At 51.1% G+C, this 25,183-nt stretch carries 20 protein-coding genes and 1 pseudogene; 13 read left to right on the plus strand and 8 right to left on the minus strand.

From position 1 onward, the window contains the following. Nucleotides 1-20: 20 nt before the first annotated feature. On the plus strand, nt 21-917 hold the full coding sequence (locus BKD14_RS12590) for an iron chelate uptake ABC transporter family permease subunit (RefSeq protein ID WP_083647156.1): 897 nt from the start codon (nt 21-23) through the stop codon (nt 915-917). Further along, nucleotides 914-1,672: an ABC transporter ATP-binding protein gene (locus tag BKD14_RS12595; protein WP_022711980.1), complete on the plus strand. Its 759-nt coding sequence runs from the start codon at nt 914-916 to the stop codon at nt 1,670-1,672. The genes BKD14_RS12590 and BKD14_RS12595 overlap by 4 nt, the downstream gene beginning before the upstream one ends. Before the next feature lie 80 nt (nt 1,673-1,752). Here the strand turns inward: BKD14_RS12595 and BKD14_RS12600 are convergent, their stop codons facing one another. Next, on the minus strand, nt 1,753-2,730 hold the full coding sequence (locus BKD14_RS12600; protein ID WP_075656514.1) for an MBL fold metallo-hydrolase: 978 nt from the start codon (nt 2,728-2,730) through the stop codon (nt 1,753-1,755). Between the two features lie 408 nt (nt 2,731-3,138). Here BKD14_RS12600 and BKD14_RS12605 point away from each other — a divergent pair, with 408 nt between their 5' ends. The 4 genes from BKD14_RS12605 (at nt 3,139) to BKD14_RS12620 (ending at nt 7,428) form a co-directional block, all read left to right on the plus strand. After that, complete coding sequence (locus BKD14_RS12605) at nt 3,139-4,233, plus strand: carboxynorspermidine decarboxylase (RefSeq protein ID WP_075656923.1); 1,095 nt, start codon at nt 3,139-3,141, stop codon at nt 4,231-4,233. 137 nt (nt 4,234-4,370) lie between these two features. Next, the gene (locus BKD14_RS12610; protein WP_075656516.1) at nt 4,371-5,606 is read left to right on the plus strand and encodes a saccharopine dehydrogenase family protein; all 1,236 of its coding nucleotides are present in this window, start codon (nt 4,371-4,373) and stop codon (nt 5,604-5,606) included. 119 nt (nt 5,607-5,725) lie between these two features. Next, nucleotides 5,726-6,268 (plus strand): hypothetical protein, encoded by a 543-nt coding sequence (locus tag BKD14_RS12615; protein WP_075656518.1) that lies wholly within the window; start codon nt 5,726-5,728, stop codon nt 6,266-6,268. Between the two features lie 113 nt (nt 6,269-6,381). Continuing rightward, on the plus strand, nt 6,382-7,428 hold the full coding sequence (locus BKD14_RS12620; protein WP_245293639.1) for a polysaccharide deacetylase family protein: 1,047 nt from the start codon (nt 6,382-6,384) through the stop codon (nt 7,426-7,428). 257 nt (nt 7,429-7,685) lie between these two features. Here the strand turns inward: BKD14_RS12620 and BKD14_RS12625 are convergent, their stop codons facing one another. The 6 genes from BKD14_RS12625 to BKD14_RS12650 form a co-directional block, all read right to left on the minus strand. Continuing rightward, entirely contained in the window at nt 7,686-8,747 is a 1,062-nt protein-coding gene (locus BKD14_RS12625; protein WP_075656522.1) for a sn-glycerol-3-phosphate import ATP-binding protein UgpC, read from the minus strand. After that, on the minus strand, nt 8,747-9,595 hold the full coding sequence (ugpE, locus tag BKD14_RS12630) for a sn-glycerol-3-phosphate ABC transporter permease UgpE (protein ID WP_022711987.1): 849 nt from the start codon (nt 9,593-9,595) through the stop codon (nt 8,747-8,749). The genes BKD14_RS12625 and ugpE overlap by 1 nt, the downstream gene beginning before the upstream one ends. 9 nt (nt 9,596-9,604) lie before the next feature. Continuing rightward, nucleotides 9,605-10,486 (minus strand): sn-glycerol-3-phosphate ABC transporter permease UgpA, encoded by an 882-nt coding sequence (gene ugpA, locus BKD14_RS12635; protein ID WP_028233882.1) that lies wholly within the window; start codon nt 10,484-10,486, stop codon nt 9,605-9,607. Between the two features lie 311 nt (nt 10,487-10,797). Beyond that, a complete protein-coding gene (gene ugpB / locus BKD14_RS12640; protein ID WP_075656524.1) occupies nt 10,798-12,108 on the minus strand; it encodes a sn-glycerol-3-phosphate ABC transporter substrate-binding protein UgpB in 1,311 nt (436 codons plus the stop codon). A gap of 576 nt (nt 12,109-12,684) precedes the next feature. Beyond that, entirely contained in the window at nt 12,685-13,611 is a 927-nt protein-coding gene (locus tag BKD14_RS12645) for a DMT family transporter (protein WP_083647110.1), read from the minus strand. A 254-nt stretch (nt 13,612-13,865) separates the two neighbouring features. Then, nucleotides 13,866-15,296 carry an aldehyde dehydrogenase family protein gene (locus tag BKD14_RS12650; RefSeq protein ID WP_075656526.1) on the minus strand — a complete coding sequence of 477 codons (1,431 nt, stop codon included), beginning with the start codon at nt 15,294-15,296 and terminating at the stop codon, nt 13,866-13,868. Nucleotides 15,297-15,722: 426 nt separating this feature from the next. Here BKD14_RS12650 and BKD14_RS12655 point away from each other — a divergent pair. Continuing rightward, nucleotides 15,723-16,733: pseudogene (locus BKD14_RS12655) on the plus strand (acyltransferase). Between the two features lie 143 nt (nt 16,734-16,876). On the opposite strand, the gene BKD14_RS12660 reads toward BKD14_RS12655, so the two are convergent. After that, nucleotides 16,877-17,926, minus strand: coding sequence for a dipeptidase (locus BKD14_RS12660; RefSeq protein ID WP_075656528.1), 1,050 nt, complete (start codon nt 17,924-17,926; stop codon nt 16,877-16,879). 550 nt (nt 17,927-18,476) lie between these two features. On the opposite strand from BKD14_RS12660, the gene BKD14_RS12665 reads away from it, so the two are divergent. The 6 genes from BKD14_RS12665 to BKD14_RS12690 all read left to right on the plus strand — a co-directional run bounded on the left by BKD14_RS12665 (nt 18,477) and on the right by BKD14_RS12690 (nt 25,151). Beyond that, nucleotides 18,477-20,075 (plus strand): ABC transporter substrate-binding protein, encoded by a 1,599-nt coding sequence (locus BKD14_RS12665; protein ID WP_075656530.1) that lies wholly within the window; start codon nt 18,477-18,479, stop codon nt 20,073-20,075. After that, nucleotides 20,072-21,085: an ABC transporter permease gene (locus BKD14_RS12670; protein ID WP_022711996.1), complete on the plus strand. Its 1,014-nt coding sequence runs from the start codon at nt 20,072-20,074 to the stop codon at nt 21,083-21,085. The genes BKD14_RS12665 and BKD14_RS12670 overlap by 4 nt, the downstream gene beginning before the upstream one ends. Further along, entirely contained in the window at nt 21,082-21,984 is a 903-nt protein-coding gene (gene nikC, locus BKD14_RS12675; protein ID WP_075656532.1) for a nickel transporter permease, read from the plus strand. Before BKD14_RS12670 ends, nikC begins: the two co-directional genes overlap by 4 nt. Before the next feature lie 8 nt (nt 21,985-21,992). Next, nucleotides 21,993-22,820 carry an ABC transporter ATP-binding protein gene (locus tag BKD14_RS12680; RefSeq protein WP_075656534.1) on the plus strand — a complete coding sequence of 276 codons (828 nt, stop codon included), beginning with the start codon at nt 21,993-21,995 and terminating at the stop codon, nt 22,818-22,820. Further along, a complete protein-coding gene (locus BKD14_RS12685) occupies nt 22,820-23,560 on the plus strand; it encodes an ABC transporter ATP-binding protein (RefSeq protein ID WP_022711999.1) in 741 nt (246 codons plus the stop codon). Before BKD14_RS12680 ends, BKD14_RS12685 begins: the two co-directional genes overlap by 1 nt. Nucleotides 23,561-23,651: 91 nt before the next feature. Further along, entirely contained in the window at nt 23,652-25,151 is a 1,500-nt protein-coding gene (locus BKD14_RS12690) for a serine hydrolase domain-containing protein (protein WP_075656536.1), read from the plus strand. Nucleotides 25,152-25,183: the final 32 nt, after the last annotated feature.

Here is a 25,183-nt window from a genome sequence, read left to right on the forward strand (position 1 = left end):
GTGCATTGGCGCTGATTGCGATGGCGGCTTTCATGACCATTGGCGCAAAGGGTAGCTGGAGCTTTGTCTTGCCGTTTCGCGGCACCAAGCTCGCGGCCATGATTTTAGTGGCCTATTCCATCGCTTTGTCGACGGTTTTGTTTCAGACCATTACCAATAACCGGATTCTCACACCTTCGATCATGGGCTTTGACGCGCTTTATGCGCTGTTGCAGACGGTGCTGGTGTTCTCGCTGGGTGCTCATGCGGTTTCAATGGCCAATCCGAAGCTGATGTTTCTGGTTGAAATCGCTTTGATGATGGGTTTTTCCGGTCTGCTCTATCGCTGGCTGTTTGCCGGTGAGGGACGCTCGCTGCATCTTTTGATGCTGGTAGGGATTATTTTCGGCGTATTTTTCCGCTCCGGCACCGGCTTTATGCAACGGATTATCGATCCGAATGATTTTGTGGTGTTGCAGGACCGGTTGTTTGCATCATTCAACACGATTGACAGTCAGCTGCTCGGCCTCTCATCCCTTGTTGTCGGGCTGGTTTCTGTCGCGGCATGGCGTATCGGCCACCGGTTCGACATTCTGTCACTTGGGCGCGAGACAGCCATCGGCTTGGGTATTAATTACAAGCGCACAACAATGATCATTCTTATGATGGTGGCTGTGCTGGTTTCGGTGTCCACTGCCTTGGTGGGGCCCGTCACTTTCTTCGGACTGCTGGTGGCCAATCTGGCCTATATGATTATGCCGGTTACCCGTCACCGTTACACAATACCTGCTGCCGTGCTGCTGGCTGTGATTGCTCTTGTCGGCGGGCAGCTCATTCTCGAGCGCGTTTTCGCTTTCAATACCGCATTAGGCATTGTGATCGAATTTGTCGGCGGTCTGTTCTTTATTCTGATGCTGGTACGAGGAGTTGCCCGATGATCGAGGTCAAAGCCGTCAGTAAAACCTATGGCGAAACTCTGGTGGTGAATGATGTCTCCCTGACATTGCCATCCGGCGGTATCACATCAATTATCGGCCCAAATGGTGCGGGAAAATCCACGCTGCTGTCGATGATAAGCCGCCTTATTCCGGCTGATCAAGGGCAGGTTCTGGTGGACAATATGGATGTGGCGCGTACCGCCGGCGATGTGCTGGCCAAGCGTTTGTCGATCCTGCGGCAGGAAAATCACATGACCGCGCGCCTGACCGTGCGCGATCTGGTGACTTTTGGCCGTTATCCTTACAGCAAAGGCAGGCCGACTGCAGAAGATGCGCAATTCGTGGCGCGTTCTATTCAATATCTGAACCTGAATGATCTGGCTGATCGTTTCCTTGACGAATTATCCGGTGGTCAGCGTCAGCGTGCCTATGTGGCAATGGTGCTGTGTCAGGATACGGATTATACGCTGTTTGACGAGCCGCTGAATAATCTCGACATGAAACATTCTGTCGAGATGATGAAACTCTTGCGCAAAGCGGCGGATGATCTGGGCAAGACGGTTGTCGTTGTGCTGCATGATATCAATTTCGCATCCTGCTATTCCGACCATATTGTTGCAATGCAGCACGGCAAGCTCTTCTGTCAGGGTACGCCGGAAGAAATCGTTTGTCCTGTGGTGCTGGAATCCATCTATGGCACGGTGTTCAAAGTGCAGGATGTGGAAGGCAAGCGCATCGCTACCTATTTCATGTAAAATCACGCTGTTGATGCGAAACAGCGTGATTTATTTTGCTGCGCGCCTCTATAAGTCGAGCTGATAGCTCTTGTTCTTTATTATAAATCGAGCTGATAGCTCTCAGGAACATACCGGTACCCCTGATCCATCGCCTGCAAATAGCCGATAGCCGGAAACGGCATATGATAACCGATAAATGGCAGGCGTTCCGAAGCGATCATATCAAAGATGCGCTTGCGGGTTGCAGCCGCCATTTCTTTGTCGGCATCAAAAACCACATGCCATTCCGGTCTTTGCAATGTGATGACGAAATGATTGGCCGTGTCGGCAATCAGGATGATCTGCTTACCGCCGGATTCAACGCGGAAAGCCATATGACCGGGTGTATGGCCGAAAGCAGCAAGTGCCGTAATACCGGAAACAACAGCATCTCCGTCTTTAAGAAAACTGGTTTTGTCTGCCAGCGGTTTGACATTGGCGAGAACAATTTTCTGCACGCCTTCGGCCGGTGTGCCTGCGCGGTCAGGACTGGTCCAAAAATCATATTCTGCCTGACCTGTAACATAGCGCGCATTGGCAAAGGCGGGAGCGCCGTTTTCCATTAACCCGCCAATATGGTCAGGGTGGAAATGGGTGAGTACCACAATTGTAACCTGTTCCGGTTTGTAACCGGCAGCTTCAATCATTGCCGGTAATTTTCCCTGTCCGTTTTCGCGGGCAGCGGCACCCATGCCGGTATCAAACAGGATCAGTTCTGAGCCGGTATTGATCAGTGTCGGTGTAAATCCGTTGACGAAACGATCAGCAGGCAGAAGATTGGCTTTCAACAAGTCTGCAACCGCTTCTTCCGGCTGATTGATGGCATAGGTTTCTTGCGGGGCTTCACCGGCGCGCAGGCCATCAAGCAAGACTGTGATCTGAAAATCACCGAGCATGAAACGGTGAAAATCGGGTGATGTGACACCGGAAAGCGGTACATCAGCAAAGGCCGCACGGGTTAAAATCTGCGGCGCAGCAAGGCCGGTGAGTGTTGCAGCCGTGGCAAGGCTGAAGATATTTCTGCGGGTAAGGGACATTCGATTACCTCATATCATTGGTTTTGATCGGGTCGAAAGAATGCTGTATTATCCGTCAGGATTGCGGGGCTGCCAACCGCACAGGCAAATTTTTTAAATTTTTCCGGTAATGGCCGCATATTTGCGGGCACAAAATGCGATTACGGCAAAGCTTTATCAGCCCTTATTTAAACCGTCATATTAAGCCCCTATATAAAGGCAGATATAATCTGACACCCAAAGCAGAGGCGGACGGAGGTTTTTTATATTGCGATCTGTATAAATTTATAAAATCAGTTTCGATTTTGAAGATTATGCAGTAAAGAAAACTACCGCAGTCCGGCAGTCTTGCCGCGCGGTCTCCTGTTAACAGGATAAATTTCCCCGCCAAAACACGTAACAGTAACGGACCGGACAAACGAATTGACGATCAAGACCCCGTATTACCTCATTGATAAGACCAAACTTCTGCCAAATCTGGAAAAGATTAAATATGTGCGTGAACAGTCCGGCGCGAAATCGCTGCTGGCACTGAAATGTTTTGCCACATGGTCTGTGTTTGATCTGATGAGTGAATATATGGACGGTACAACATCGTCTTCGCTCTATGAAGTGCGCCTTGGCAAAGAGAAATTTGCCGGCGAAACACATGCTTACAGTGTTGCCTATGCGGATGATGAAATTGAAGATGTGCTCGCGAACAGCGACAAGATCATCTTCAATTCCATTGGTCAGCTGACCCGTTTTGAAGAAGTATCCCGAAACCACATTCGTGGTCTGCGCGTGAATCCGCAGGTTTCCACTTCCGATTTCTCACTGGCCGATCCGGCGCGTCCGTTCAGCCGTCTTGGCGAATGGGATGCTGCGAAGATCGAAACCGTGATGGATAAAGTCTCGGGCTTCATGTTCCACAACAATTGTGAGAACGATAAATTCGAGCGTTTTGATGAGATGCTCGGCATTATTGAAGAGCGTTTCGGCCATCTGATTTCCCGCGTGAAGTGGGTCAGCCTCGGCGGCGGTATTCACTTTACCGGTGAAAACTATCCGCTGGATCAGTTCTGCGCACGCCTGAAAGCTTTCTCCGAGAAATATGGTGTACAGGTCTATCTGGAACCGGGTGAAGCTGCGATTACCAAATCCGCTACGCTGGAAGTGACCGTGCTCGATACGTTGTTCAACGGCAAAAATCTTGCGATTGTCGACAGCTCGATCGAAGCCCATATGCTCGATCTGCTGATCTATCGTCAGACCGCGAAACTGGAGCCGAATAAAGGCGATCATGAAATCATGATCTGCGGAAAGTCCTGCCTTGCCGGTGATATTTTCGGTGAATTCCGTTTTGAAAAACCGTTGCAGATCGGTGATCGTCTCTCCATTCAGGATGCGGCCGGTTATACAATGGTCAAGAAGAACTGGTTTAACGGCGTTAAAATGCCATCCATCGTTGTCCGTCAGCTCGACGGAACTGAAGAGCTTGTCAAAGAGTTTACCTTTGACGACTTTGCTGCCGCCCTTTCCTGAGGCAGATACTATAAAATGCAACCGATGCGCTTTGTGCGGAGCAATCTGTACAGGGCGTATCATTGATTAGTGCATAATCATCATCAGAAAAATTCGTGATTATGCCGAAAAGGCTACTATGGAGCGTACCGCGTGAAATGAAAAAAAATGTCCTGATTATTGGTGCCGGAGGCGTGGCGCAGGTTGTGGCGCATAAATGTGCGCAGAACAACGATGTACTGGGTGATATTCACATTGCTTCGCGAACGAAATCAAAATGCGATGATATGGTCGCAAGCGTTCGTGAAAAGAAAAGTATGAAGGTTGAGGGCGTATTGGAAGCCCATGCACTGGATGCTCTGGATATTGAAGCTACGAAGGCACTGATTACCAAGACAAATTCACAAATCGTGATTAATGTCGGTTCGCCTTTCATCAATATGTCGGTGCTGCAGGCCTGTATCGAAACCGGTGTGGCTTACATGGATACCGCTATCCATGAAGAACCGAACAAGATTTGTGAGACCCCGCCGTGGTATGCAAACTATGAATGGAAGCGCCGCGAACTCTGCGCTGAAAAAGGTATTACTGCTATTCTCGGTATCGGCTTCGATCCGGGTGTTGTGAATGCCTATGCTCGTCTGGCTCAGGACGAGTATTTCGACAAGATCACCGATATTGATATCATTGATATCAATGCCGGTTCCCATGGCCGTTGGTTCTCCACCAATTTCGATCCGGAAATCAATTTCCGTGAATTCACCGGTCGCGTTTATTCGTGGCAGAAGGGTGAATGGCAGGTCAATAAGATGTTTGAAGTCGGCAAGGAATATGATCTTCCTGTCGTCGGCAAGCAGAAAGCCTATATGACCGGTCATGATGAAGTGCATTCGCTGGCACGCAATATCGAGGGTGCGGATGTGCGCTTCTGGATGGGTTTCGGCGATCATTACATCAACGTCTTTACCGTGCTGAACAATCTTGGCCTGTTGTCCGAACAGCCGGTTAAAACCGCTGAAGGTCTGGAAGTTATTCCGCTGAAAGTGGTCAAAGCTGTACTGCCTGATCCGTCATCACTGGCACCGGATTATACCGGCAAGACCTGTATCGGTGATCTGGTTAAAGGCAGCAAAGACGGTAAAGACCGTGAAGTCTTCATTTATAATGTGGCAGACCATAAGGATGCCTATAATGAAGTTGGTTCACAGGGTATTTCCTACACTGCCGGTGTTCCGCCGGTAGCGGCTGCCATGCTGGTTGCGAGCGGTGAGTGGGATGCCAAGACAATGGTCAATGTTGAAGAACTTGATCCGCGTCCGTTCCTGACCACAATGAGCAAAATCGGTCTGACTACTTGGATCCGTGACGAGCAGGGCGAACGTCAGATTTTCTGATTTTGATCTGTTTCGGAATTAAATTAAGCTCAGGGGCGAAAGTCTCTGAGCTTTTTTATTGCGCATTGTTATAAGAGCGATAGTATTGCGGTAGTTCTGTCCGGTTAAAATGAGGCGCAATGATGGGTTATTCTGTTTTATCGCATTTAAAACATCTTGCTGCGCCGCTGGCAGCGTTGATGGTGCTTTCCGCTTGTAGTGTTTCAGTTGACGAGGGCAGGCCGCAGCGCCCGCCAGTCCGGCCGGATCGTCCGCAAATGTGTACGATGGAATATGCGCCGGTCTGCGGCGTGCGTAACGGAAAAACCCGTACATTGGGCAATAGCTGTCAGGCACGCGCTGAGGGCTATCGCATTATCGGAAATGGCGAGTGCAGACCGTCACAATCGCGCCCGCCGCAGTGGCAGCAACATCCTGATCGTCCCGGCGGCGCGATGCGACCGGATTATCCAAGTGGAGCTATGCGACCGGGTCGCCCGTCAGGCAGTTGGGGCGGCAATAGTGGCGGAAACTGGGGTGGTAATAACCGTCCGCAAACTGCCTGCACACGCGAATATGCGCCGGTTTGCGCTACCAGCCGCGGCCGCAGCCAGACATTTCCGAATGCCTGTGTCGCGCGCAATGCCGGTTATGAAAATATGCGCAACGGAGCCTGCCGTTAACTCCGTCTTACCGCTTGTAAAATATACAAGATTTAAAGCTGCGATATGGGCTTATAATATCGCAGCTCTTCTTTGAATATTTTCGGCTGGTGACAGACAGGATGATATTCGGATTGCATGAAGCAAAACGTCTGCTGAAATACTCCGTTATCCGTGCAGGGCTGGATGCGATCTCCGCGCTGCATCTGGGTAAAATTCTGCCGTCTGCGGCTCAAAACGGCCTGATTTTTACGCTGCATCATGTACGGCTGGAAAACGCCGCGCAGCATTTCTCTCCCAACGCAATTCTCTCGGTCACGCCGCAATTTCTGGAACAGGCGATACAGGAAGTTCTGCAGGCAGGGATGATCCCTGTTCATGTGCATGATTTGCCGGAGTTGCTGGCGAATAATCCTGAAAATAAGCGCTATGTCTGTTTTACGCTGGATGACGGTTACCGGAACAATGCTGATTACGCTGCTCCGATATTCAGGCGTTATAATATCCCCTATACAATTTACATCACGTCGGGCTTTGCAGAACGTAAGAATATTCTGTGGTGGGAAGTTATTGAACAAATCCTGCGTGATGAAGACAGTCTGACATTTGATTTCGGCGCAGGCGCCAAAACCTTGCCGTTAAAAACGCGATGGGAGAAGACAAAGGCTTTTGCCCGCTTCGCCTGTTATGTCGACAGTCATGATGAAGATGAAGCGGTGAGCCATATTGCGGATCTCGCTGTGCAGAGCGGCATTGATCCGTTACGCCTCACGCGTGATCTGACGATGGACGTGTCGGAATTGCGGGTCTTGCAGGAGTGTGACAACGGGTTGGTGCATTTTGGTGCGCATACGGTGAGCCATATTAATCTCAGCCGCGTTGATCATCAGCGCATGAAATATGAGATCGAAACATCCGCACAATGGCTGAAAGATGAATTGGGCTTGGCTCCGCAATCATTTTCCTATCCATATGGGTGGAAGACCGCGGTGAGTGAAAATACTTTTGCTGCGGCGCGTGAGTCGGACTTTGCAGTGGCTGTGACAACGCAACCCGCGATGCTGAATGCAGCTTGTTTGCAGCATCCGCAATCATTTCCGCGCGTATCATTAAACGGCTATTTTCAGAAAAAGCGCTATGTCAGGGCGCTTATTTCCGGCATTCCCTTTATAAACACATGATAATTTAGAGATAGCCGCATTATGAATATTTATGATGTGCTCTATCAAAATTATAAATTTAATTATGGCGCATTAAAAAGTTAAGCTTCTTACAAAGAAGCAGCAATCTGATTGCAAACTTCTTGGGATTCCCGAACAGGGTAGCCATGAGAGTTCATACGGGGGCATGATTATCATGGTGTCGCCGATTGCCAGCAAGCGCAGGCATCGGCGACAATAATCCCGAAATTGCTTTCGGGATCACCAATTTCATAACATCAAACGGTCAGTTCAATGCGGTTGCCATCCTTGTCGAAGCAATGGAGGGCGGATTTTGTTGCGCTGACTTTCAGCACTTCACCACTTGCAATCTTGCTGCGTCCGGCAACGCTGAAAATGATGGCTGTGTCATCTGCAAGACGGGCATGGACATAGCTTTCCGCACCCACGAGTTCGACCGCATCAACAGTCACATCCGTGGTGAAGGCTGCATTTTCTGTGCCAAGCATAAAGCCTTCCGGACGCACGCCGACAGTTGCAGTGCCGGCCGGTACAACCGAGCTGAGTTGCTGCATCCATGGTGCATCTTTACCGGAAGCATCTTTGCAGGACAGCAGGTTCATCGACGGCGAACCGATGAAAGTTGCAACAAAGGTTGTTGCAGGCTTTTCATAAAGCTCGATCGGTGTGCCGACCTGCTCAATATGACCGGCATTGAGCACCACCAGACGATCGGCCAATGTCATGGCTTCCATCTGGTCATGGGTTACGTAAACGCTTGTCACGCCGAGGGAACGCTGCAGACGCTTGATTTCCACACGCATATGCACGCGCAGCTTGGCATCCAGATTGGAGAGTGGCTCGTCAAACAGGAACGCAGCAGGCTCACGTACAATCGCACGACCCATGGCAACACGCTGGCGCTGACCACCGGAAAGCTGACGCGGTTTACGCTCCAGAAACTGCTCGATTTCCAGTGCCTTGGCGGCTTTGGTAATGCGCTGTTCAATCTCGGCTTTTGGCGTGTTGCGGTTCTTCAGACCATAGGCCAGATTCTGGCGCACAGTCATATGCGGATAAAGCGCATAATTCTGGAACACCATCGCAATATCGCGTTCTGCCGGTTCCAGCTCATTGACCACGCGGTCAGCGATCGAAACAGTACCGGAGGTAATGCTTTCCAGACCGGCAATCATACGCAGCAAAGTGGATTTACCGCAGCCGGACGGGCCGACCAGAACAACCAGTTCACCATCGGCGATTTCCAGCGAGATGCCTTTAATGGTCTCGACATGACCGCCATAGACTTTTTTTACATTTTGAAGAGAAATGCGGGCCATTATTTTTCCGTTTCAACAAGACCTTTGACGAACCATCGCTGCATCAGAACCACGACGATGATCGGAGGGATGATCGCAAGGATCGTTGTCACCATCACAAAATGCCATGGTGTTGCGGCATCGGCGAAGTCCACCATTTTGCGCAATGCGATGATGATTGTGTTCATCTTTGCATCATTGGTGACCAGCAGAGGCCAGAGATATTGTGTCCATCCGAAAATGAACAGAATAACAAAAAGTGCTGCAATATTGGTTTTGGACAGCGGCAGCAGAATGTCTTTCATAAAGCGCCACGGTCCGGCATTATCAATGCGGGCTGCTTCCACAAGCTCTCCCGGAATAGTCAGGAAGAACTGGCGGAACAGGAATGTCGCCGTTGCTGAAGCCATTAATGGCAAGGTCAGACCGGCATAAGTATCGATCAGCCCGAGATCCACAATCACTTTATAGGTCGGCAGAATACGCACTTCCACCGGCAGCATCAGTGTGATGAAGATCATCCAGAAGAACACCATGCGGAAGCGGAAGTTGAAGAACACAATCGCAAAAGCAGAGGTGAAAGAAATGATGATCTTACCGATGGCAATCGCCAGCGCCACGACTGTCGAGTTGAACAGCAGACGTTCAAGGCTCACACCTACGGTGCGTTCGACACCGCCGGTCATCGCATCACGGTAGTTTTCGATAAAGTGGTCACCCGGCCAGAGCGGGATCGGAGGGCGGAGGATTTCCGCCGACGTCATGGTTGAAGCCACAAATGTATAATAAATCGGGAAGGCAACAATGATGATGCCGATAATCAGCGCCAGATGGCTGATTGCGATAGTAACGGGATTACGTTCAATCATTGTCTGACCTCAGGAATAATGCACGCGCTTTTCAACAAAGCGGAACTGGAACGCCGTAAGGGCAATAACGATCACCATCAGCACCACGGACTGTGCTGCAGAGGAGCCGAGGTTTAGATTGACGAAACCGTCATTATACACTTTGTAGACCAGAGTTTCGGTGGACTTGGCAGGGCCGCCGCCGGTAACCGCATGGATGATACCGAATGTGTCGAAGAACGCATAAACAGTATTCACAACCAGCAGGAAGAACGTGGTCGGAGCCAGAAGCGGGAAGGTAATCGACCAGAACCGTTTGACACCGCGTGCACCGTCAATGGCCGCTGCTTCCAGCAGGGATTTCGGGATTGCCTGAAGACCGGCAACGAAGAACAGGAAATTATAGCTGATCTGCTTCCACGAAGCGGCAAAGATAACCAGTGCCATCGCCTGATCGCCTTTCAGCAGCGGGTCCCAGTCAAAACCGGCATTGCGCAGCAGATAGGCCAGTGTTCCCATCGCGGGGGAGAACATGAACAGCCACAAAATACCGGCAATGGCTGGTGCCACGGCATAAGGCCAGATCAGCAGGGTGCGGTACAGATTTTTACTGCGCACGACTTTTTCCGCAGCGGTTGCCAGAAACAGGGCGACAGCCATCGACAGCAAAGCAGTTGCAATACTGAAGAAGATCGTAATCTGGAAAGAATGCAGATAATTCGGATCGGCGAACAAGGCCTGAAAATTTTTCAACCCGACAAAAGCGCTGCGCAGACCAAACGGGTCTTCACGCATCATCGACTGATAAATAGCCTGACTGGCCGGCCAGAAAAAGAACACGAATGTGAGTATGAGCTGCGGCGCAACTAATAAATAGGGTAGCACCTTGTTGGGAAAAACAACACGCTGCACAAAGATCTCCTTCAAATTGCAGCGCCACACACCGAAAAGGTGCTGAAGGGGCACAGCAAGATTTTTGAAATGTTACACAATTTCTGATGCTCTTGGCAGGCAGAGACTGTGTTGTCAGTTCAGAGCATTTCCGTCCTGTGCGGACATCATGAAATACTCTGCCTGATCGTTTTACACGCTTCCGGAGACGGTAAGACTTTTCCGGAATGTGCCCTGACATATAAGCCAATCCTCAACGCAATCCTGAAGATGGGTTTATATGCAGAGTGAAGAAAACCGCGCATCCTTTGCAGGATGCGCGGCTATGAGTATTAGCGGTTAACAGCTTCAGCAATGGCTGCATTGCCACGCTCAACGGCGTTTTTCAGCGCAGTTTTTGCATCCTGTTTACCGGCCAGCATCGCTTCATATTCTTCATTGAGAATATCACGTACCTGCGGCAGGTTTACGAGACGTACGCCCTTGGAATTGGCGGTCGGCTCTTTGCCCATCATCTGCAGGATTGGTGTTTCACGACCTGGATTCTTGTCGTAGAAACCGGATTTCTTGGTTTCTTCATAGGCTTCCAGTGTTACCGGCAGATAGCCGGACACCTGATGCAGGCGAGCCTGAATCTTGGTCTGGGACAGGAAGTTGAAGAACTGGGCAATGCCCTTATATTCTTCATCGCTCTTGCCGCCGAATACCCAGAGACTGGCGCCGCCCGGAATAGTGTTCTGCGGACGACCTTCACCTTCATAATAAGGCAGCTGGCCGATACCGTAATTCATGCCGGATTTAACCACATCGCCCAGACCACCGGAGGATTCTGTCAGCATAGCGCATTCACCGGAAGTGAAGAGCTGCTTGGCTTCCGATGTGCGGCCGCCGTAACGGAACGCGCCGTCTTTGGCGAGATCAGCCAGACCCTGGAAATGCTGCTCGAACAGAGGTGCATTGATTTCCAGTTTTACGTCCAGACCGGCAAGGCCGTTTTCATTGGTGCCGTAAGGAACATTGTTCCATGCAGCGAAGTTTTCTGTCTGGATCCATGTCAGCCATGTAGATGTATAACCGCAGGCTGCTGCGCCGCTGGATTTGATCTTGCGTGCTGCTTCAAACACTTCAGGCCATGTTTTTGGCGCAACTTCAGGATCAAGACCGGCCTTTTTGAAAGCGTCTTTGTTGTAATAGAGGATCGGCGAAGACGAATTATACGGGAAGGACAGCATGGTGCCGTCTGCTTTTGAATAATAAGCGGTAATACCGGCGAGGTATTTTGACTTATCAAATGTGAAGCCGCCTTTTTCCAGCACTTCGGCAACCGGCATAACTGCGCCTTCAGCACCCATCATCACGCCGCTGCCAGCATCAAAAACCTGCAAAATTGCCGGTGCCTGCTTGGCGCGGAATGCAGCGATACCCGCATTCAGAGTTTCAGGATAGGTGCCCTTATAAACAGGAACGATTTTGAATTCGCTCTGGCTTTCATTGAATTCTTTGGAGAGCTGTTCAACAACTTCGTTGTTGGAGCCGGCCATACCGTGCCACCATTGCAGTTCTGTAACCGCAAATGCGTTGGATGCGAATGCAACGGACATTGTTAATGCCGCTACTGAAACAGTCATCAGACGTTTGTACATGACTTCTCCCTGAAGGTCCCTGAAGATCAATGAAACGGAATATCGCTGAGCCGGTGTTATGTGTACGCCGTTCAGACGAGAGTTCCGCGGTTGCCATTAAGCTCTTTCGTTTTAGCGCATATAACATTTAATACGAAAGAGAAAAGCACAATTACGAAAGCTATTCACGCATAATTCTATGCGCAGACACATTTTGGCGAAGAGTTTGTCACAAAACAAGCGATAATAAAATTGCGTGCCATAAAGTTCGTGATTTCAGGAAAATGCTGCGGGCAGGGTGATTCTTTGCCGCTCACGGGCGGAAAATCCATAATTCAGGCAGAAAAAAAGCCGGACTAAAAAGCCCGGCTGAATTTAAGAAGACATTTAGATGCCTTCGAGGGGAACACTTGCAGCGCGAAATGGGAGGAAGCGCGCCAGCAAGTGACCTTCATATGGAGCAAGCGTTAAATAAGTTCAAGGTCATGTTCACAGTTTTTTTGACCAAAACGTAAAATAATTGCGCCTGTGTATTTCAGCCACAGTTTTTGCAGGGCGCTTTGATATGTCTATGCATATAAACGTGCCGACAAGTGGTCAGCCGCGCCTTGCCTGCATAATGCCGGCGATGACGATGAGGCCGCCACAAATCTGCCAGATACTCAGCGGTTCTGACAGCAGGACCCATGCCAGAATTGCCGCTACAACAGGCTGGATCAAAAGTGTGAGCGAAGAAAACGCAACCGGCAGCCATGCAATGGCAAATGTAATCAGGCTTTGTCCGGCGGCTTGTGTCATCCATGCCAGAGCGCAAACGACAACCCAGCCAAACAAGGTCAGCGGGAAATATTGCGTTTCAAAAATCAGTGCGAGCGGCAGAATAGTCAGGGTTGCACTGATTGTGGTGCAGAGCATGATCGTCGAGGTGGAAAAACGGCGGCGCGTGAAGCCGAGCATCAGAATATAGGCGGCATAAAGAATGGCAGCGCCCAGAGCCACGGCATCGCCTTTGAGGCTGCTGTGGCCGGAAAGGTCAGGGCCGCCTTTGAGGATCAGCACACCAAAAATTGCAATAACAAGACCGCTGATGAAAATCCGGCTGATTTTCTGTTTCAGAAACAGCCAACCACCAAGCGCTACAAAAATCGGTGACAGGTTAACAATCAGCGTCGAATTGGCAACGGATGTCATGGTCAGCGAAATATGCCAGACCACCAGTTCCAGCCCGATCAGAATGCCCGGAACGGCAAGTATTGCCAGATCACCAAGAGAAGCCGGTTTGACCTGATCCACGCCATGCTTCATCCGGTTATTCAGGATCAGCATCGGGATAATCGCCAGTGCCAGCCGCCAGAATGCCGTGACAATCGGGCCGGTTTCGGCAAAGCGCACCAGAATAGGCGAACAGCTGATGAGCAGCCCGCCGAGCAAAAGCGCGATAATCGCTTTTCTCTGTGTCTCAGGCGTGCTTTGCAGCAGGCCGGTTGCGTTGATTGGCGCGGCTTCGGAGGGTGACTTGTTCATGTTTAACCTGCCGCTTCTTATGAAGCAGCCTTATATGTGAGAATGCAGCATAAGTGCAGGCATCTGCTGGCAGGATATGCTGGCCGTATTTTGAGTGATCCGCTGCCTGCGACATGCTTTGTCATCAGAGAGAGTATCTCTCAGTTGCGCGCTTCGGCAGATAGTCAGTCTTTATGTGATATATATCAAAACAATTATATAAAACAGCGCGTCTTTTGACGGACGCGCTATTTCTTATCTCTTATGGCCGGTGCTTATTCTTCAAAGCCGACGATACCTTTGATTTCGACAAATTCACGCAGACCGAAAACGCCGTATTCACGGCCATTGCCCGACTGTTTGTAACCGCCGAAAGGTGCCGCGCCGTCCCATGGCGCATCATTAATATAGACATTGCCCGTGCGCAGACGTTTCGACAAAGCCTGCGCTTCTTTCAGATCGCCCTGAATATAGGAAGCAAGGCCGTAGACCGTATCATTGGCCATTTCGACCGCTTCCTCCAGATCATCATAGCCAATCATCGACAGAACAGGGCCGAAGATTTCCTCGCGGGAAATGCGCATATCATGGCCAACGCGAGCAAAGATGGTCGGGCGCACATAATAACCGGCATTGAGTTCCGCAGGGCGACCGGTGCCGCCGGTTACCAGTTCCGCACCTTCATCAATACCGGCCTGAATCAGATCCTGAATCTTGTCGAACTGCAACTGGCTGACGACCGGACCGAGATCGGTATTGGCGGAATTCGGATCGCCGGTACGGAATTTTTCTGCTGCATCGCGGGCGATTGCAATCGCATCATCCATAGCTTCCTGCGGCACCAGCATACGGGTCGGCGCATTGCAGGACTGGCCGCTATTGCCAAAGCAACGGGTGACACCGGTACGCACGGCCTTATCCAGATCGGCACTGCGCAGGATAATATTCGGGGACTTGCCGCCGAGTTCCTGATGAACACGTTTTACGGTCGGTGCTGCGGTCTGTGCAACGCTGACACCGGCGCGGGTAGAGCCGGTAAAGGACACCATATCCACATCTTTATGGCCGGAAAGCGCGACGCCGACAGTCGGGCCGTCACCATGGACGAGGTTGAACACGCCTTTCGGCACGCCGGCCTCATCCATAATTTCTGCGAACAAAATGGCACTGACCGGCGCAATTTCTGAAGGCTTCAGCACCATTGTGCAGCCGGTAGCAATGGCTGGTGCAACTTTTGCGGCAATCTGGTTGATCGGCCAGTTCCAAGGGGTGATCATTGCCACCACGCCGATCGGTTCATGCACAACGCGGGTTGTGCCCTGCATATAGGCATATTCAAAAACTTCAGCGGCTTTAATTGCTTCCATCAGATGGGCGGTGCCGGAACCGGCCTGTGCAGCCTTAGCCATGGCCAGCGGTGCGCCCATTTCCTGCGAGATTGCGGCGCCGATTTCATCCGAGCGGCGGATGAAAATTTCGAGAATGCGCTTGAGCAGAGCGAGACGCTCTTCTTTACTGGTGACGGAGAAGCTCTCAAAAGCGGCTTTGGCGGCGGCTACTGCCTTGTCGACATCGGCAGCGGTGCCCATTGCGATTTTGGTAAAAGGCTGCTCGGTTGCAGGATTGATGACATCCAGTGTTGTAATTGGGCTTATTGCCGGATCAACCCATTCACCGTTGATATAAAATTTGAGCGCGTGATCCATAGTTCCCATCCTGTCATGCTGTTTATGCGGTTTTTTAGAAATTTTGCGCGCAGTTTAGACCTAAACCCCGTGATTACAACTGCATAAACGGCATGGGGTGATGAAATTTTCCGCTCTTAAAGATCGTTGCAATGTAGTTATTTCCGATATTTGCGCCTTGTTTTTCTGTATTATTATTAAGTAATGATGCGTATTATTGATATTTAAAGTATATATTGCGCTATTGACTATTGATTAATTGAATAATTATAGAAATATAGTTTTGGCAATTTAATAATTATACTTAATTAATTCACTTAATTATAAATTTATATTTTAATAATGCATATTGAATGTGTTTTTGCTTGGAGCCTTGCCGGAACAAAAACAATAAATGCGCCGCAACGGACTGTGCGTGCATTTGATACATGTGATCGGGTGAGGCAAATGCAGACAAACACTGTTATTCAGAGTGAGAAATTCAACTCTGTGCAAATCTTGCGCGGCCTGGCGGCATTGCTGGTCGTTATCGGGCACACATTACAGCATCCGATGGCTGAGCCGCCTCCGATACTGGGTGTTTTGGGTGCTTTTGGTGTTTCAATTTTCTTTGTAATCAGCTGATTTATTATCAGCTATATTCATCCGCGTGACTTCGCACCTGCAGGTTTTTTGTGGCGGCGCATTATACGCATCATGCCGCTTTACTGGCTCTGCACAATATTTCTTGCGCTCTGCGCGGTTTATTTGCCGAACTTGTTTAAGTCGACAAGTTTTACGCCATATTATTTGTTTAGCTCGCTCGCTTTTATTCCGGAACTGGTGCCGGGGACTGTTGATGACTGGCGCCCTTTGCTGAAGCCGGGCTGGTCACTCAATTATGAGATGTTTTTCTATCTCATCTTTATTCTGTTCTGGTGGTGTGAGAGCAGTTTGCGGCGCACAGTCTTTATGAGTCTGGCACTCGGCGTGCTGATTGCAGGTGCGTTTTTTGTTGAGCGAAACAACAGTGTCACAGCTTTTTATCTTAACTTTAATCTGATGCCGTTTCTTGCCGGTATGTGGCTTGCTGAAATGCAGCGCCGCGGTTTCTGGAGCGATTTTTCCGTCAACTCCCTGCCGGTATTGTTGTTTTTCGTGACGCTCAGCATTGGTTTGCTGTTCAGTGTTGATCTGACGGTGCTGCCGCTGTTTATTGAAAATCTTGCTTATCTGACCGCATCCGTGCTGCTTGTTGTTACGGCGCTTTGTACGGATCGCTGGGTCAAAACTTTATCGCCGCGTAATCTGTTTATACAAATTGGCGACAGTTCCTATTCGCTCTATCTGACACATATGTTTGTCGTTGGTGCGGGCTGGGCGGTCTTCAACCTGCTTGGTTTGGGTGGCTGGGCTTTTCCGCTGGCGGTGATTGCAATTATATTGCAAGTCTTGTCGGCGCGAAGATTTCTTATCTGATTATTGAGAAACCGTTTATGCGTTTGGGACGTAAAAAAGCAAAGCTGCAATATCCGGTGCCTCAGCCGTCTTAACATCAGGAAAAAGGCCTCCGCTGTATAGCGGAGGCCTTTTTCAATTTTGCGGTTATAAATGCAGCAATCTTACGCCCAGGTTTTTTCGAGGACGCGGATCCAGTTTTTATAGGCGATCTTGTCGATGGTTTCCTGATCGTAACCGGCTTTGCGCAATTCGGCGATCAGCAGCTGCAGATCAGCGGCGCTGCCCAGAGCATCCGGAATGGTCGTGCCGTCAAAGTCGGAGCCGAGAGCCACATGATCAACACCGATACGATTGATGATGTAATCAATATGGCGCACCATTTCGCTGAGCGGCGTGGCCGTGATTTTCTGACCGTCTGCACGCAGGAAGGACACGCCGAAATTGATGCCCATCAAGCCGCCGGTTTCCTTGATGGCATCCATCTGTTTTTCGGTGACATTGCGGCTGTGGGTGCACAATGTGTGTACGTTGGAATGGCTGGCAACGAGCGGTGCATCGGAGATCGCTGCAATATCCCAGAAACCCTTGTCATTCATATGCGACAGGTCAACCATGATTTTCAGTTCATTACAGGCACGGATCAGGGCTTTGCCCGCATCGCTGAGGCCGGGGCCGATATCGGGTGTGCTCGGGAAGCGGAACGGCACGCCGTAAGCGAAAATATTAGGGCGGCTCCAGACAGGACCCAAAGTGCGCAGGCCTGCCTGATGCAGCACATAAAGTTCATCCAGATCGGCGCTGATCGCTTCCGCACCTTCAATATGCAGCACTGACGCAAATGCGCCATTGGCCATCGCTGTGCGGATATCATCGGCAGAATGGCAGATTTTCAAGCCGCCTGCGGACTTCGCTTCAATCTTCGCCAGAAGCGCGGCCATGCCGAGGGTGATTCTTAAGGCGCTGTCGTGTTCCGGCGTCGGATAATCGCCGTTTGCGTCTTTTTCCATCGAAGGGGACGGCACATAAATTGCGCAGAGGCCGCCTGCGAGGCCGCCCTTTTTAGCGCGCGGAAGATCAATATGACCCACCTTTTCGCCATCAATAAAGCGATCGACCGGATTGGCTTCGCTTGACGACCACAGACGCAGCAAAACGTCATTATGGCCATCAAAGATAGGGGTGAAATTGTCTGCCGTTGAGGAACTGGACATGGGAAAGGGAACCTTACTTTTCTGGCTGGCGACATAAAATATGTCGCAAACAGAAACATTTAGCGGATTAAATCCTGTTATTGCATCTCGTTAGCAACGGTATTCCTCTGAGATTTCAGGGAGGCACCTGCGATTCTGCGGTTTTTCACTGCGGAAATACAAGTCGTCGCGTGATTTGCGAGACTGACCATTTTGCAACCAAATTGCAAATGCCTTTTCTTGCAGGGGATAGTCCTCTTCTGCATATTAATTTAAATTAGAAAATAACAAAGTTTTGAACAAGATTTTGCATGCAAACCATGCATAGCCACTGGCAAAATCTGCATTGGCCGCGTTATTGGGCTTCATGATAACTGAACCGGACATTAGACGGTTTTCTTATACACATTGTTTTGATGCAGTTTCGGGTGGATCGGAACGGGCAAAAATCGGTCCGGTGGACGATCTCCCGCGAAGATAACTCATTTTCAAAGCTGTTAGAAAACTTAACCACTGGCAGGGGCAACCCGGCCGGTTTCTTGCGTTTACGGATAGGGAAGAGGAAATCACCGTGATTTCAAGACGTAATTTTTTGGCGGGCGCTGCTGCTGTTCCGTTCCTGTCATATGCCGGCATGCTGCCTGCGATCGCTGCCGGTCGTCAGGACATTCTGGTTGTGGCCATGCAGCTGGACAACATGACATCGCTCGATCCGCATGAGAGCTTTGAAGCTGTCGGCAGCGAAATCTGCAACAACATGTATCAGCGTCTTGTGCATCCGAGCTTTGAAAATCCTGAAAAGATTGAAGGCGGCGTAGCTACTTCATGGGAAGCTGATGCTGAAGGTAAGGTTTATACTTTCAAAATCAACCCTGAAGCAAAATTTGCGACCGGCAATCCGATCACCGCTGAAGATGCTGCGTTCTCGCTGCACCGCGCGATCAAGATGAACAAAGGCCCTGCTTTCATCATCGGCCAGTTCGGTCTGACCCCTGAGAATGTTGAGAAAGCTGTTGTCGCGACCGATGCCGGTACGCTGACCATTTCTCTCGACACCCCGACTTCCCTGTCCTTCCTGCTTTATTGCCTGTCTTCCAGCGTCGGTAGCGTTGTTGAGAAGAAACTGGTGATGGAAAATGCAGCCGGTGACGATCTCGGTAACGAATGGCTGCGTAAAAACAGCGCCGGTTCCGCTGAATGGACTCTGGCTGCATGGAAGCCAAGCGAAAGCGTTATGCTGAACCTGAACCCGCACGGCGCCTATAAAGGCAATGTGAAGCGTATCGTTCTGCGTCACGTTGCTGACCCTTCGTCCCAGCTGCTGATGCTCCAGAAAGGTGACGTGGATATCGCCCGTAACCTGACTTCCGAGCAGCTGCGCGTGATCCAGAACGACGAAAACTTTACGCTCGTGCGTAAAGGTATTGCCGGTATCGGCCTGATGTCGCTCAACCAGAAAGTTGAAAAGCTGACCAATCCTAAGGTCTGGGAAGCAATCAAATGGGCGATCGACTATAAGGGCATTCAGGAAAATATCGTGCCTTTGACCCACCAGATCCATCAGACCATTATTCCTGAAGGTTTCCCGGGTGCAGTTAACGACACACCATTCCAGAAAGACACTGCGAAGGCAAAAGCTCTGATGGCTGAAGCAGGTCTCACCGATGGTTTCTCCATCAGCATGGATCATTATTCCGCACAGCCTTGGCCGGATATCGCTCAGGCGATTCAGGCAAACCTCGCAGAAATCGGCATCAAGCTGGAACTGCGTGCTGCTGAAAACCGTCAGGTTCTCACCAAAATGCGTGCCCGTGAACATGAAATCGCCCTGACTTCATGGGGTTCGGACTATTTCGATCCGAATACCAATGCGGACGTATTTTGCAACGTGACCGACCTGTCGGACGATGCAAAGAGCAAGCCTTTCGCATGGCGCTCAAACTACCAGAACGCAGATTTCGCGAAGAAATCGCTGGCTGCCCGCGATGAAAAAGATCCGGCAACCCGCGTTAAGCTTTACGAAGACCTGCAGCGCGAATTCATGAACAACAGCCCGTTTGTTGTCATGCTGCAGACTGTAATGACTGCTGCCTGCCGTAAAGATGTTACCGGCATGCGTCTCGGCGTTCTGTCCGATACCCACTCTTACGCAGGGATTGCGAAAGCTTGAATAAGAGACTGAAAACTCTGACTGGTACTCTGAGCAGCGTGTTAATCACGCTGTTCGGACTTGCTATTGTCACTTTCATGATCGGCCGCGTTATGCCGGTTGATCCTGTGATTGCAGCCGTCGGCGATAATGCGCCGGAGGCTGTTATTCAGCGTGTGCGCGCGGAGATGGGGCTGGATCAGCCGCTCGTCGTGCAGTTCTTCCATTATATCGGTCAGGTTTTGCAGGGTGATCTCGGCAATTCCATTCTGACCCGCAACCCTGTTACCACGGATATTGCCCGCTATTTTCCGGCAACCCTTGAACTGGCCACCGCAGCGCTCCTCCTCGCTGCTTTGATCGGTATTCCTCTGGGTGTCTGGGCAGCGGTGCGTCAGGGCACTCTGACGGATCAGACGATCCGTGTTATCTGTCTGGCCGGTCACTCCGTGCCGACCTTTGTGCTGGCGCTGATTTCGCTTCTGGTTTTCTATGCCGCGCTCGGTATCGCACCGGGACCCGGCCGTCAGGATATTATTTTTCAGGACATGATCCCGCATGTCACTGGTATTCTGACCATTGATACGTTGATTGACGGCGATATGGATGCTTTCTGGGATGCGCTCGCGCATATGGCCCAGCCGGTTATCATTCTCGCTTATTTCAGCATGGCCTATATCACCCGTATGACCCGTGCATTCATGCTGGATGCACTCAAAGGTGAGTTTGTTGTTACAGCCCGCGCCAAGGGCCTGTCCGGCACCGCAGTTATCTGGAAACACGCTTTCCCGACTGTGGCCGTACAGCTGGTGACCGTTCTTGCACTGACCTATGCCGGTCTGCTTGAAGGTGCCGTTGTAACCGAAACCGTGTTCAGCTGGCCTGGTCTTGGTCAGTATCTGACTGTTTCGCTGATGAATGCAGACATGAACCCTGTCGTCGGCGCCACTCTTCTGATTGGTGTTATCTATGTCGGGCTCAACCTGCTCGCTGACATTCTCTACAAGGTACTGGATCCACGCGTCAGATGATTTTTTCCAATTTTCATAACTGGGCGCTGGACGAAACTCCGTCCTCGCCGTCGCAGGCTCTCTGGGGCCGGCGCTATCGTATCTGGCTCAATCTGAAGTCAAATCCGCTGGCGATGATCGGCCTGTTCATCATTGCGGTCTTTGTTTTCATCGCCATTTTTGCGCCATGGCTGGCACCGCATGATCCGAGCATTCAAAATCTCGGTAATCGTCTTGCGGCACCTTCCGCTCAGCATTGGTTCGGTACGGACGAGCTGGGACGCGATATTTTCTCGCGTATCCTTTATGGTGGCCGCGTAACACTCGGCATGGTTATTGCCGTTGTTATTCTGGTTGCACCGCTGGGTCTGATTATCGGCTGCGTTGCAGGTTATTTCGGCGGTATCGTCGATACAGTCCTGATGCGCGTAACCGATGTGTTCCTCGCTTTTCCGCGTCTTATTCTGGCTCTGGCTTTCGTGGCCGCGCTGAAACCGGGCGTTGAAAGCGCGATTCTGGCGATTGCACTCACAGCCTGGCCGCCTTATGCGCGTCTGGCCCGTGCGGAAACCATGACCATCCGTAATACCGACTATATCGCAGCCTATCGCCTGACCGGCGCCAGCCCTGCACGTATTATCGCCCGTCATATCGCACCTCTGTGCGTGCCGAGCCTGATTGTACGTATTACGCTGGATATGAGCTCGATCATTCTGACCGCTGCAAGCCTTGGCTTCCTCGGTATGGGTGCGCAGCCGCCGTCACCGGAATGGGGTGCGATGATTGCAACAGCCAAACGCTTCATTTTTGAGCAGTGGTGGGTTGCTACAATTCCGGGTATTGCGATCTTCCTCGTTTCACTCGCGTTCAACTTCCTCGGCGACGGTCTGCGTGACGTCCTCGATCCGAAGCAGAATTGAGGGATAAAATGCTGGTAGATATTCAAAATCTGAGAATCGCATTTGAAACCCGCACCACCCGTTTTGAGGCGGTGCGCGGTCTCTCTCTGCAGCTTGGCCGTGAAAAGCTGGGTATTGTGGGTGAAAGCGGCTCGGGCAAGTCTCTGACTGCCCGCGCTCTGATGAAACTCCTGCCGAATATTGCGGAAGTCAAAGCTGATCGCTTAAGTTTTGACGGACAGGATCTGCTGACCGCATCTGAAAAACAGATGCGTCAGATCCGTGGTAAGCGCGTTGGTTTCATTCTGCAGGATCCGAAATACTCGCTGAATCCGGTAAAGACCATTGGTGTGCAGGTGGCGGAAGCCTGGCGCACACACAAAGGCGGCAGCAAAAAACAAGCTCTGGAAGCGGCAATTGATCTGCTCGATCAGGTGAAAATCCGCAATCCGCGTGAAGTGGCACATACCTATCCGCACGAAGTATCGGGCGGTATGGGGCAGCGTGTCATGATCGCTATGATGCTGGCACCGGATCCGGAACTGCTGATTGCTGACGAGCCGACTTCGGCGCTTGACGCAACCGTGCAGGCTGAAATTCTGCGTCTGATCGATGATCTCGTCGACAGCCGCGGCATGGGGCTGATCCTCATCAGCCACGATCTTCCGCTTGTTTCCCATTTCTGTGACCGCGTTATGGTCATGTATATGGGGCAGGTGATGGAAGAGCTGAAAGCATCAGAACTCAATAATGCTCAGCATCCTTATACCAAGGGTCTCCTGAACTGTATTCCGTCGCTGACGCATCCGCGTGATCGTCTGCCGGTAATGACCCGTGATCCGGAGTGGCTGAAATAATGATTGAAGTTGATAATCTGAAAATTCAGTTCGGTGACAAGCAGGTCGTTAAGGGCGTTTCGTTTAACGTCGAAAAAGGCGGCAGCTTCGGTATCGTGGGCGAGAGCGGTTCGGGTAAATCGACAATCCTGCGTGCGATGGCCGGTCTGAATGAAAGCTGGAGCGGACGTATTGCCTTTGACGGCAAAGACGCGCCGCTGAAGCGGACACCGGAATTTTTCCGTTCTGTGCAGATGGTGTTTCAGGATCCGTTTGGCTCCCTGCATCCGCGCCAGACCATTGACCGTATTCTGAGCGAGCTGTTGCTGGTTCATAAGATCGACAATGTTGAAGGACGCATCAAGCAGGCTCTGTCTGATGTGGCTCTGCCGCAGACGGCACGTTTCCGCTATCCGCACCAGTTGTCCGGCGGTCAGCGTCAGCGCGTGGCGATTGCCCGTGCTCTGATTGCAGATCCGCAGGTATTGCTGCTCGATGAGCCGACTTCGGCACTGGATGTTTCCGTTCAGGCGGAAATTCTCAATCTGCTGTCGGATCTGCGTGAAGAACGCAACCTGACCTATGTGCTGGTGAGCCATAATCTCGCAGTTATCGCCCATCTCTGTCCGGAAGTGGGCGTGATGCAGAATGGTGTGATGGTGGAACAGCTGACAGCAGAAGATCTGCGTTTAGGCCGCACCACCCATCCGCATACGACTGAGCTACGCGAATTGAGCGTAACGGTTGAAGAACCAAAATAATGAGAGTGTAACAGGCCGGATTTTCCGGCCTGTTCTTTATGTAATATTGAATTAAAAACCTGCATGAACAGGGGCATGGGAAGAAGCGATCATGGCTATGAACTGGGACGCCGCCTTATCAACCGCACAAAAACTGACTGCACAATGGCCTGCCAATGCGCCGGGAGGCGTGATTATCGGCTTTGATGCCGATGGTATCCGTTTCAGCACTGCCAGCGGTGTGGAAAGTCTGGCAACTCATAAGCCGTTTTCCGCTGACAGTGTTGTGCGTTATGCTTCTGTGACCAAGCATGTCTTTGTTTCTATGGTGCTGAAACATGCAGATAAAATCAGCCTTGATGATCCGCTCGGCAAACATCTGCCGGAGCTGAAAAAGCCTTTGAGCGAAGTGACTGTCGGTCAGGCGCTGGATATGAGCGGCGGTCTGCCCGACACGCGCGAATGCCTGACATTGCTCGGCCTGTCGATTTATACGGAAACCCATAATGACCGGCTGATGGACTTCCACGCGACGATGGAACGCCTCAATTTTGATGCCGGTACGCAGGTATCCTATTCCAATACCGGTTACCGTCTGGTGGAAATTGCGCTGGAGCGTCTGGGTCTGCGCTTTGATGATTATCTGCAAAATGAAATCGTACCATTGCTCGGCGTACAGCTGAAAGCACCGGATGTCTGGAATGATCCGGTGGATGGTCTGGTGCCGGGCTATTGGCATGACGGGAAGAAGTGGCAGCTGAGTTCAGCAGGCCTTTATATTTCTGCGGCCGGTAGTCTGACTGGTAGCGGTACAGCGCTGGCGACCTGGGCGCAGGCTCTGATGTGTGGCAAAGGCCAGCTTTCCGGTGCGATTGAGAAGATCAGCGCGCCACGTAAAATGGCTGATGGCCGTTTGTCTGCCTATGGTCTCGGTTTTGTTGCTTCTGAACTTGATGGTCTGAAGCTGGTTGGCCATGGCGGTTCGCATCCGGGCTATAAGAGCTATGTGCTGATCTGCCCTGAGTATCAGTGCGGTTTTGTGGTTGTAGCCAATCGTGATGACGCCAATGGCAGCAAGATGGCGCAGGCTGCAATGGCCGTTCTTGCAGGTCGCTTGTTACCACAGGCCGGCAGCACAATTCCGGACGGTTTTTATATCACGGAAACCGGTCATCACTGGGTTGAGATGAAGGGCGGTAACGTCACTTATATCGACAATGAAGATGCGCTCTATGATGAAGGCAATGGCTGGTTTTCATCGCGCTCGGCTACGTCACCAATCCTGCTGCGCTGGACAGATGAAGTGCTTGAAGGTGAATTGGGTCATGCGCCGCGCCGTCTCTATCCGGTAACACCGAAGCCTGCGGGTAATGAGCTCGACGGTAGCTGGAAGTCGGTTTACGGTGCTGCTTTTGAGATCGCCAACGGCACGGTAATTATGGGTGTCGGCCCTGTTCAACAGACAATGCCTGTCACCGATCTTGGCAATGGCCGCTATCTGTTTACGCTCCATGACGGCCCGTGGGTGAAACGGGTTTGCATCAACCGATTGAGCGATAATCGCGTTGAACTGGTGCTGAGCCGCAGCCGTATGCTGGAATATACCCGCTAATCTTCAGTAACTGAAGTGACTGCCGTTCTCTG

The sequence above is a fragment of the Pseudochrobactrum sp. B5 genome, from assembly GCF_001939785.1.
Taxonomy (GTDB): domain Bacteria; phylum Pseudomonadota; class Alphaproteobacteria; order Rhizobiales; family Rhizobiaceae; genus Pseudochrobactrum; species Pseudochrobactrum saccharolyticum.

What these genes read in the sequence shown, in the direction of transcription:
- BKD14_RS12590 (WP_083647156.1), top strand. Translation starts at nt 21, where the DNA reads ATGGCGGCTTTCATGACCATTGGCGCAAAGGGTAGCTGGAGCTTTGTC.
- BKD14_RS12595 (WP_022711980.1), top strand. Translation starts at nt 914, where the DNA reads ATGATCGAGGTCAAAGCCGTCAGTAAAACCTATGGCGAAACTCTGGTG.
- BKD14_RS12600 (WP_075656514.1), bottom strand. Translation starts at nt 2,730, where the DNA reads ATGTCCCTTACCCGCAGAAATATCTTCAGCCTTGCCACGGCTGCAACA.
- BKD14_RS12610 (WP_075656516.1), top strand. Translation starts at nt 4,371, where the DNA reads ATGAAAAAAAATGTCCTGATTATTGGTGCCGGAGGCGTGGCGCAGGTT.
- BKD14_RS12615 (WP_075656518.1), top strand. Translation starts at nt 5,726, where the DNA reads ATGATGGGTTATTCTGTTTTATCGCATTTAAAACATCTTGCTGCGCCG.
- BKD14_RS12625 (WP_075656522.1), bottom strand. Translation starts at nt 8,747, where the DNA reads ATGGCCCGCATTTCTCTTCAAAATGTAAAAAAAGTCTATGGCGGTCAT.
- ugpE (WP_022711987.1), bottom strand. Translation starts at nt 9,595, where the DNA reads ATGATTGAACGTAATCCCGTTACTATCGCAATCAGCCATCTGGCGCTG.
- ugpB (WP_075656524.1), bottom strand. Translation starts at nt 12,108, where the DNA reads ATGTACAAACGTCTGATGACTGTTTCAGTAGCGGCATTAACAATGTCC.
- BKD14_RS12645 (WP_083647110.1), bottom strand. Translation starts at nt 13,611, where the DNA reads ATGAACAAGTCACCCTCCGAAGCCGCGCCAATCAACGCAACCGGCCTG.
- BKD14_RS12650 (WP_075656526.1), bottom strand. Translation starts at nt 15,296, where the DNA reads ATGGATCACGCGCTCAAATTTTATATCAACGGTGAATGGGTTGATCCG.
- BKD14_RS12660 (WP_075656528.1), bottom strand. Translation starts at nt 17,926, where the DNA reads ATGTCCAGTTCCTCAACGGCAGACAATTTCACCCCTATCTTTGATGGC.
- nikC (WP_075656532.1), top strand. Translation starts at nt 21,082, where the DNA reads ATGATTTTTTCCAATTTTCATAACTGGGCGCTGGACGAAACTCCGTCC.
- BKD14_RS12680 (WP_075656534.1), top strand. Translation starts at nt 21,993, where the DNA reads ATGCTGGTAGATATTCAAAATCTGAGAATCGCATTTGAAACCCGCACC.
- BKD14_RS12685 (WP_022711999.1), top strand. Translation starts at nt 22,820, where the DNA reads ATGATTGAAGTTGATAATCTGAAAATTCAGTTCGGTGACAAGCAGGTC.
- BKD14_RS12690 (WP_075656536.1), top strand. Translation starts at nt 23,652, where the DNA reads ATGGCTATGAACTGGGACGCCGCCTTATCAACCGCACAAAAACTGACT.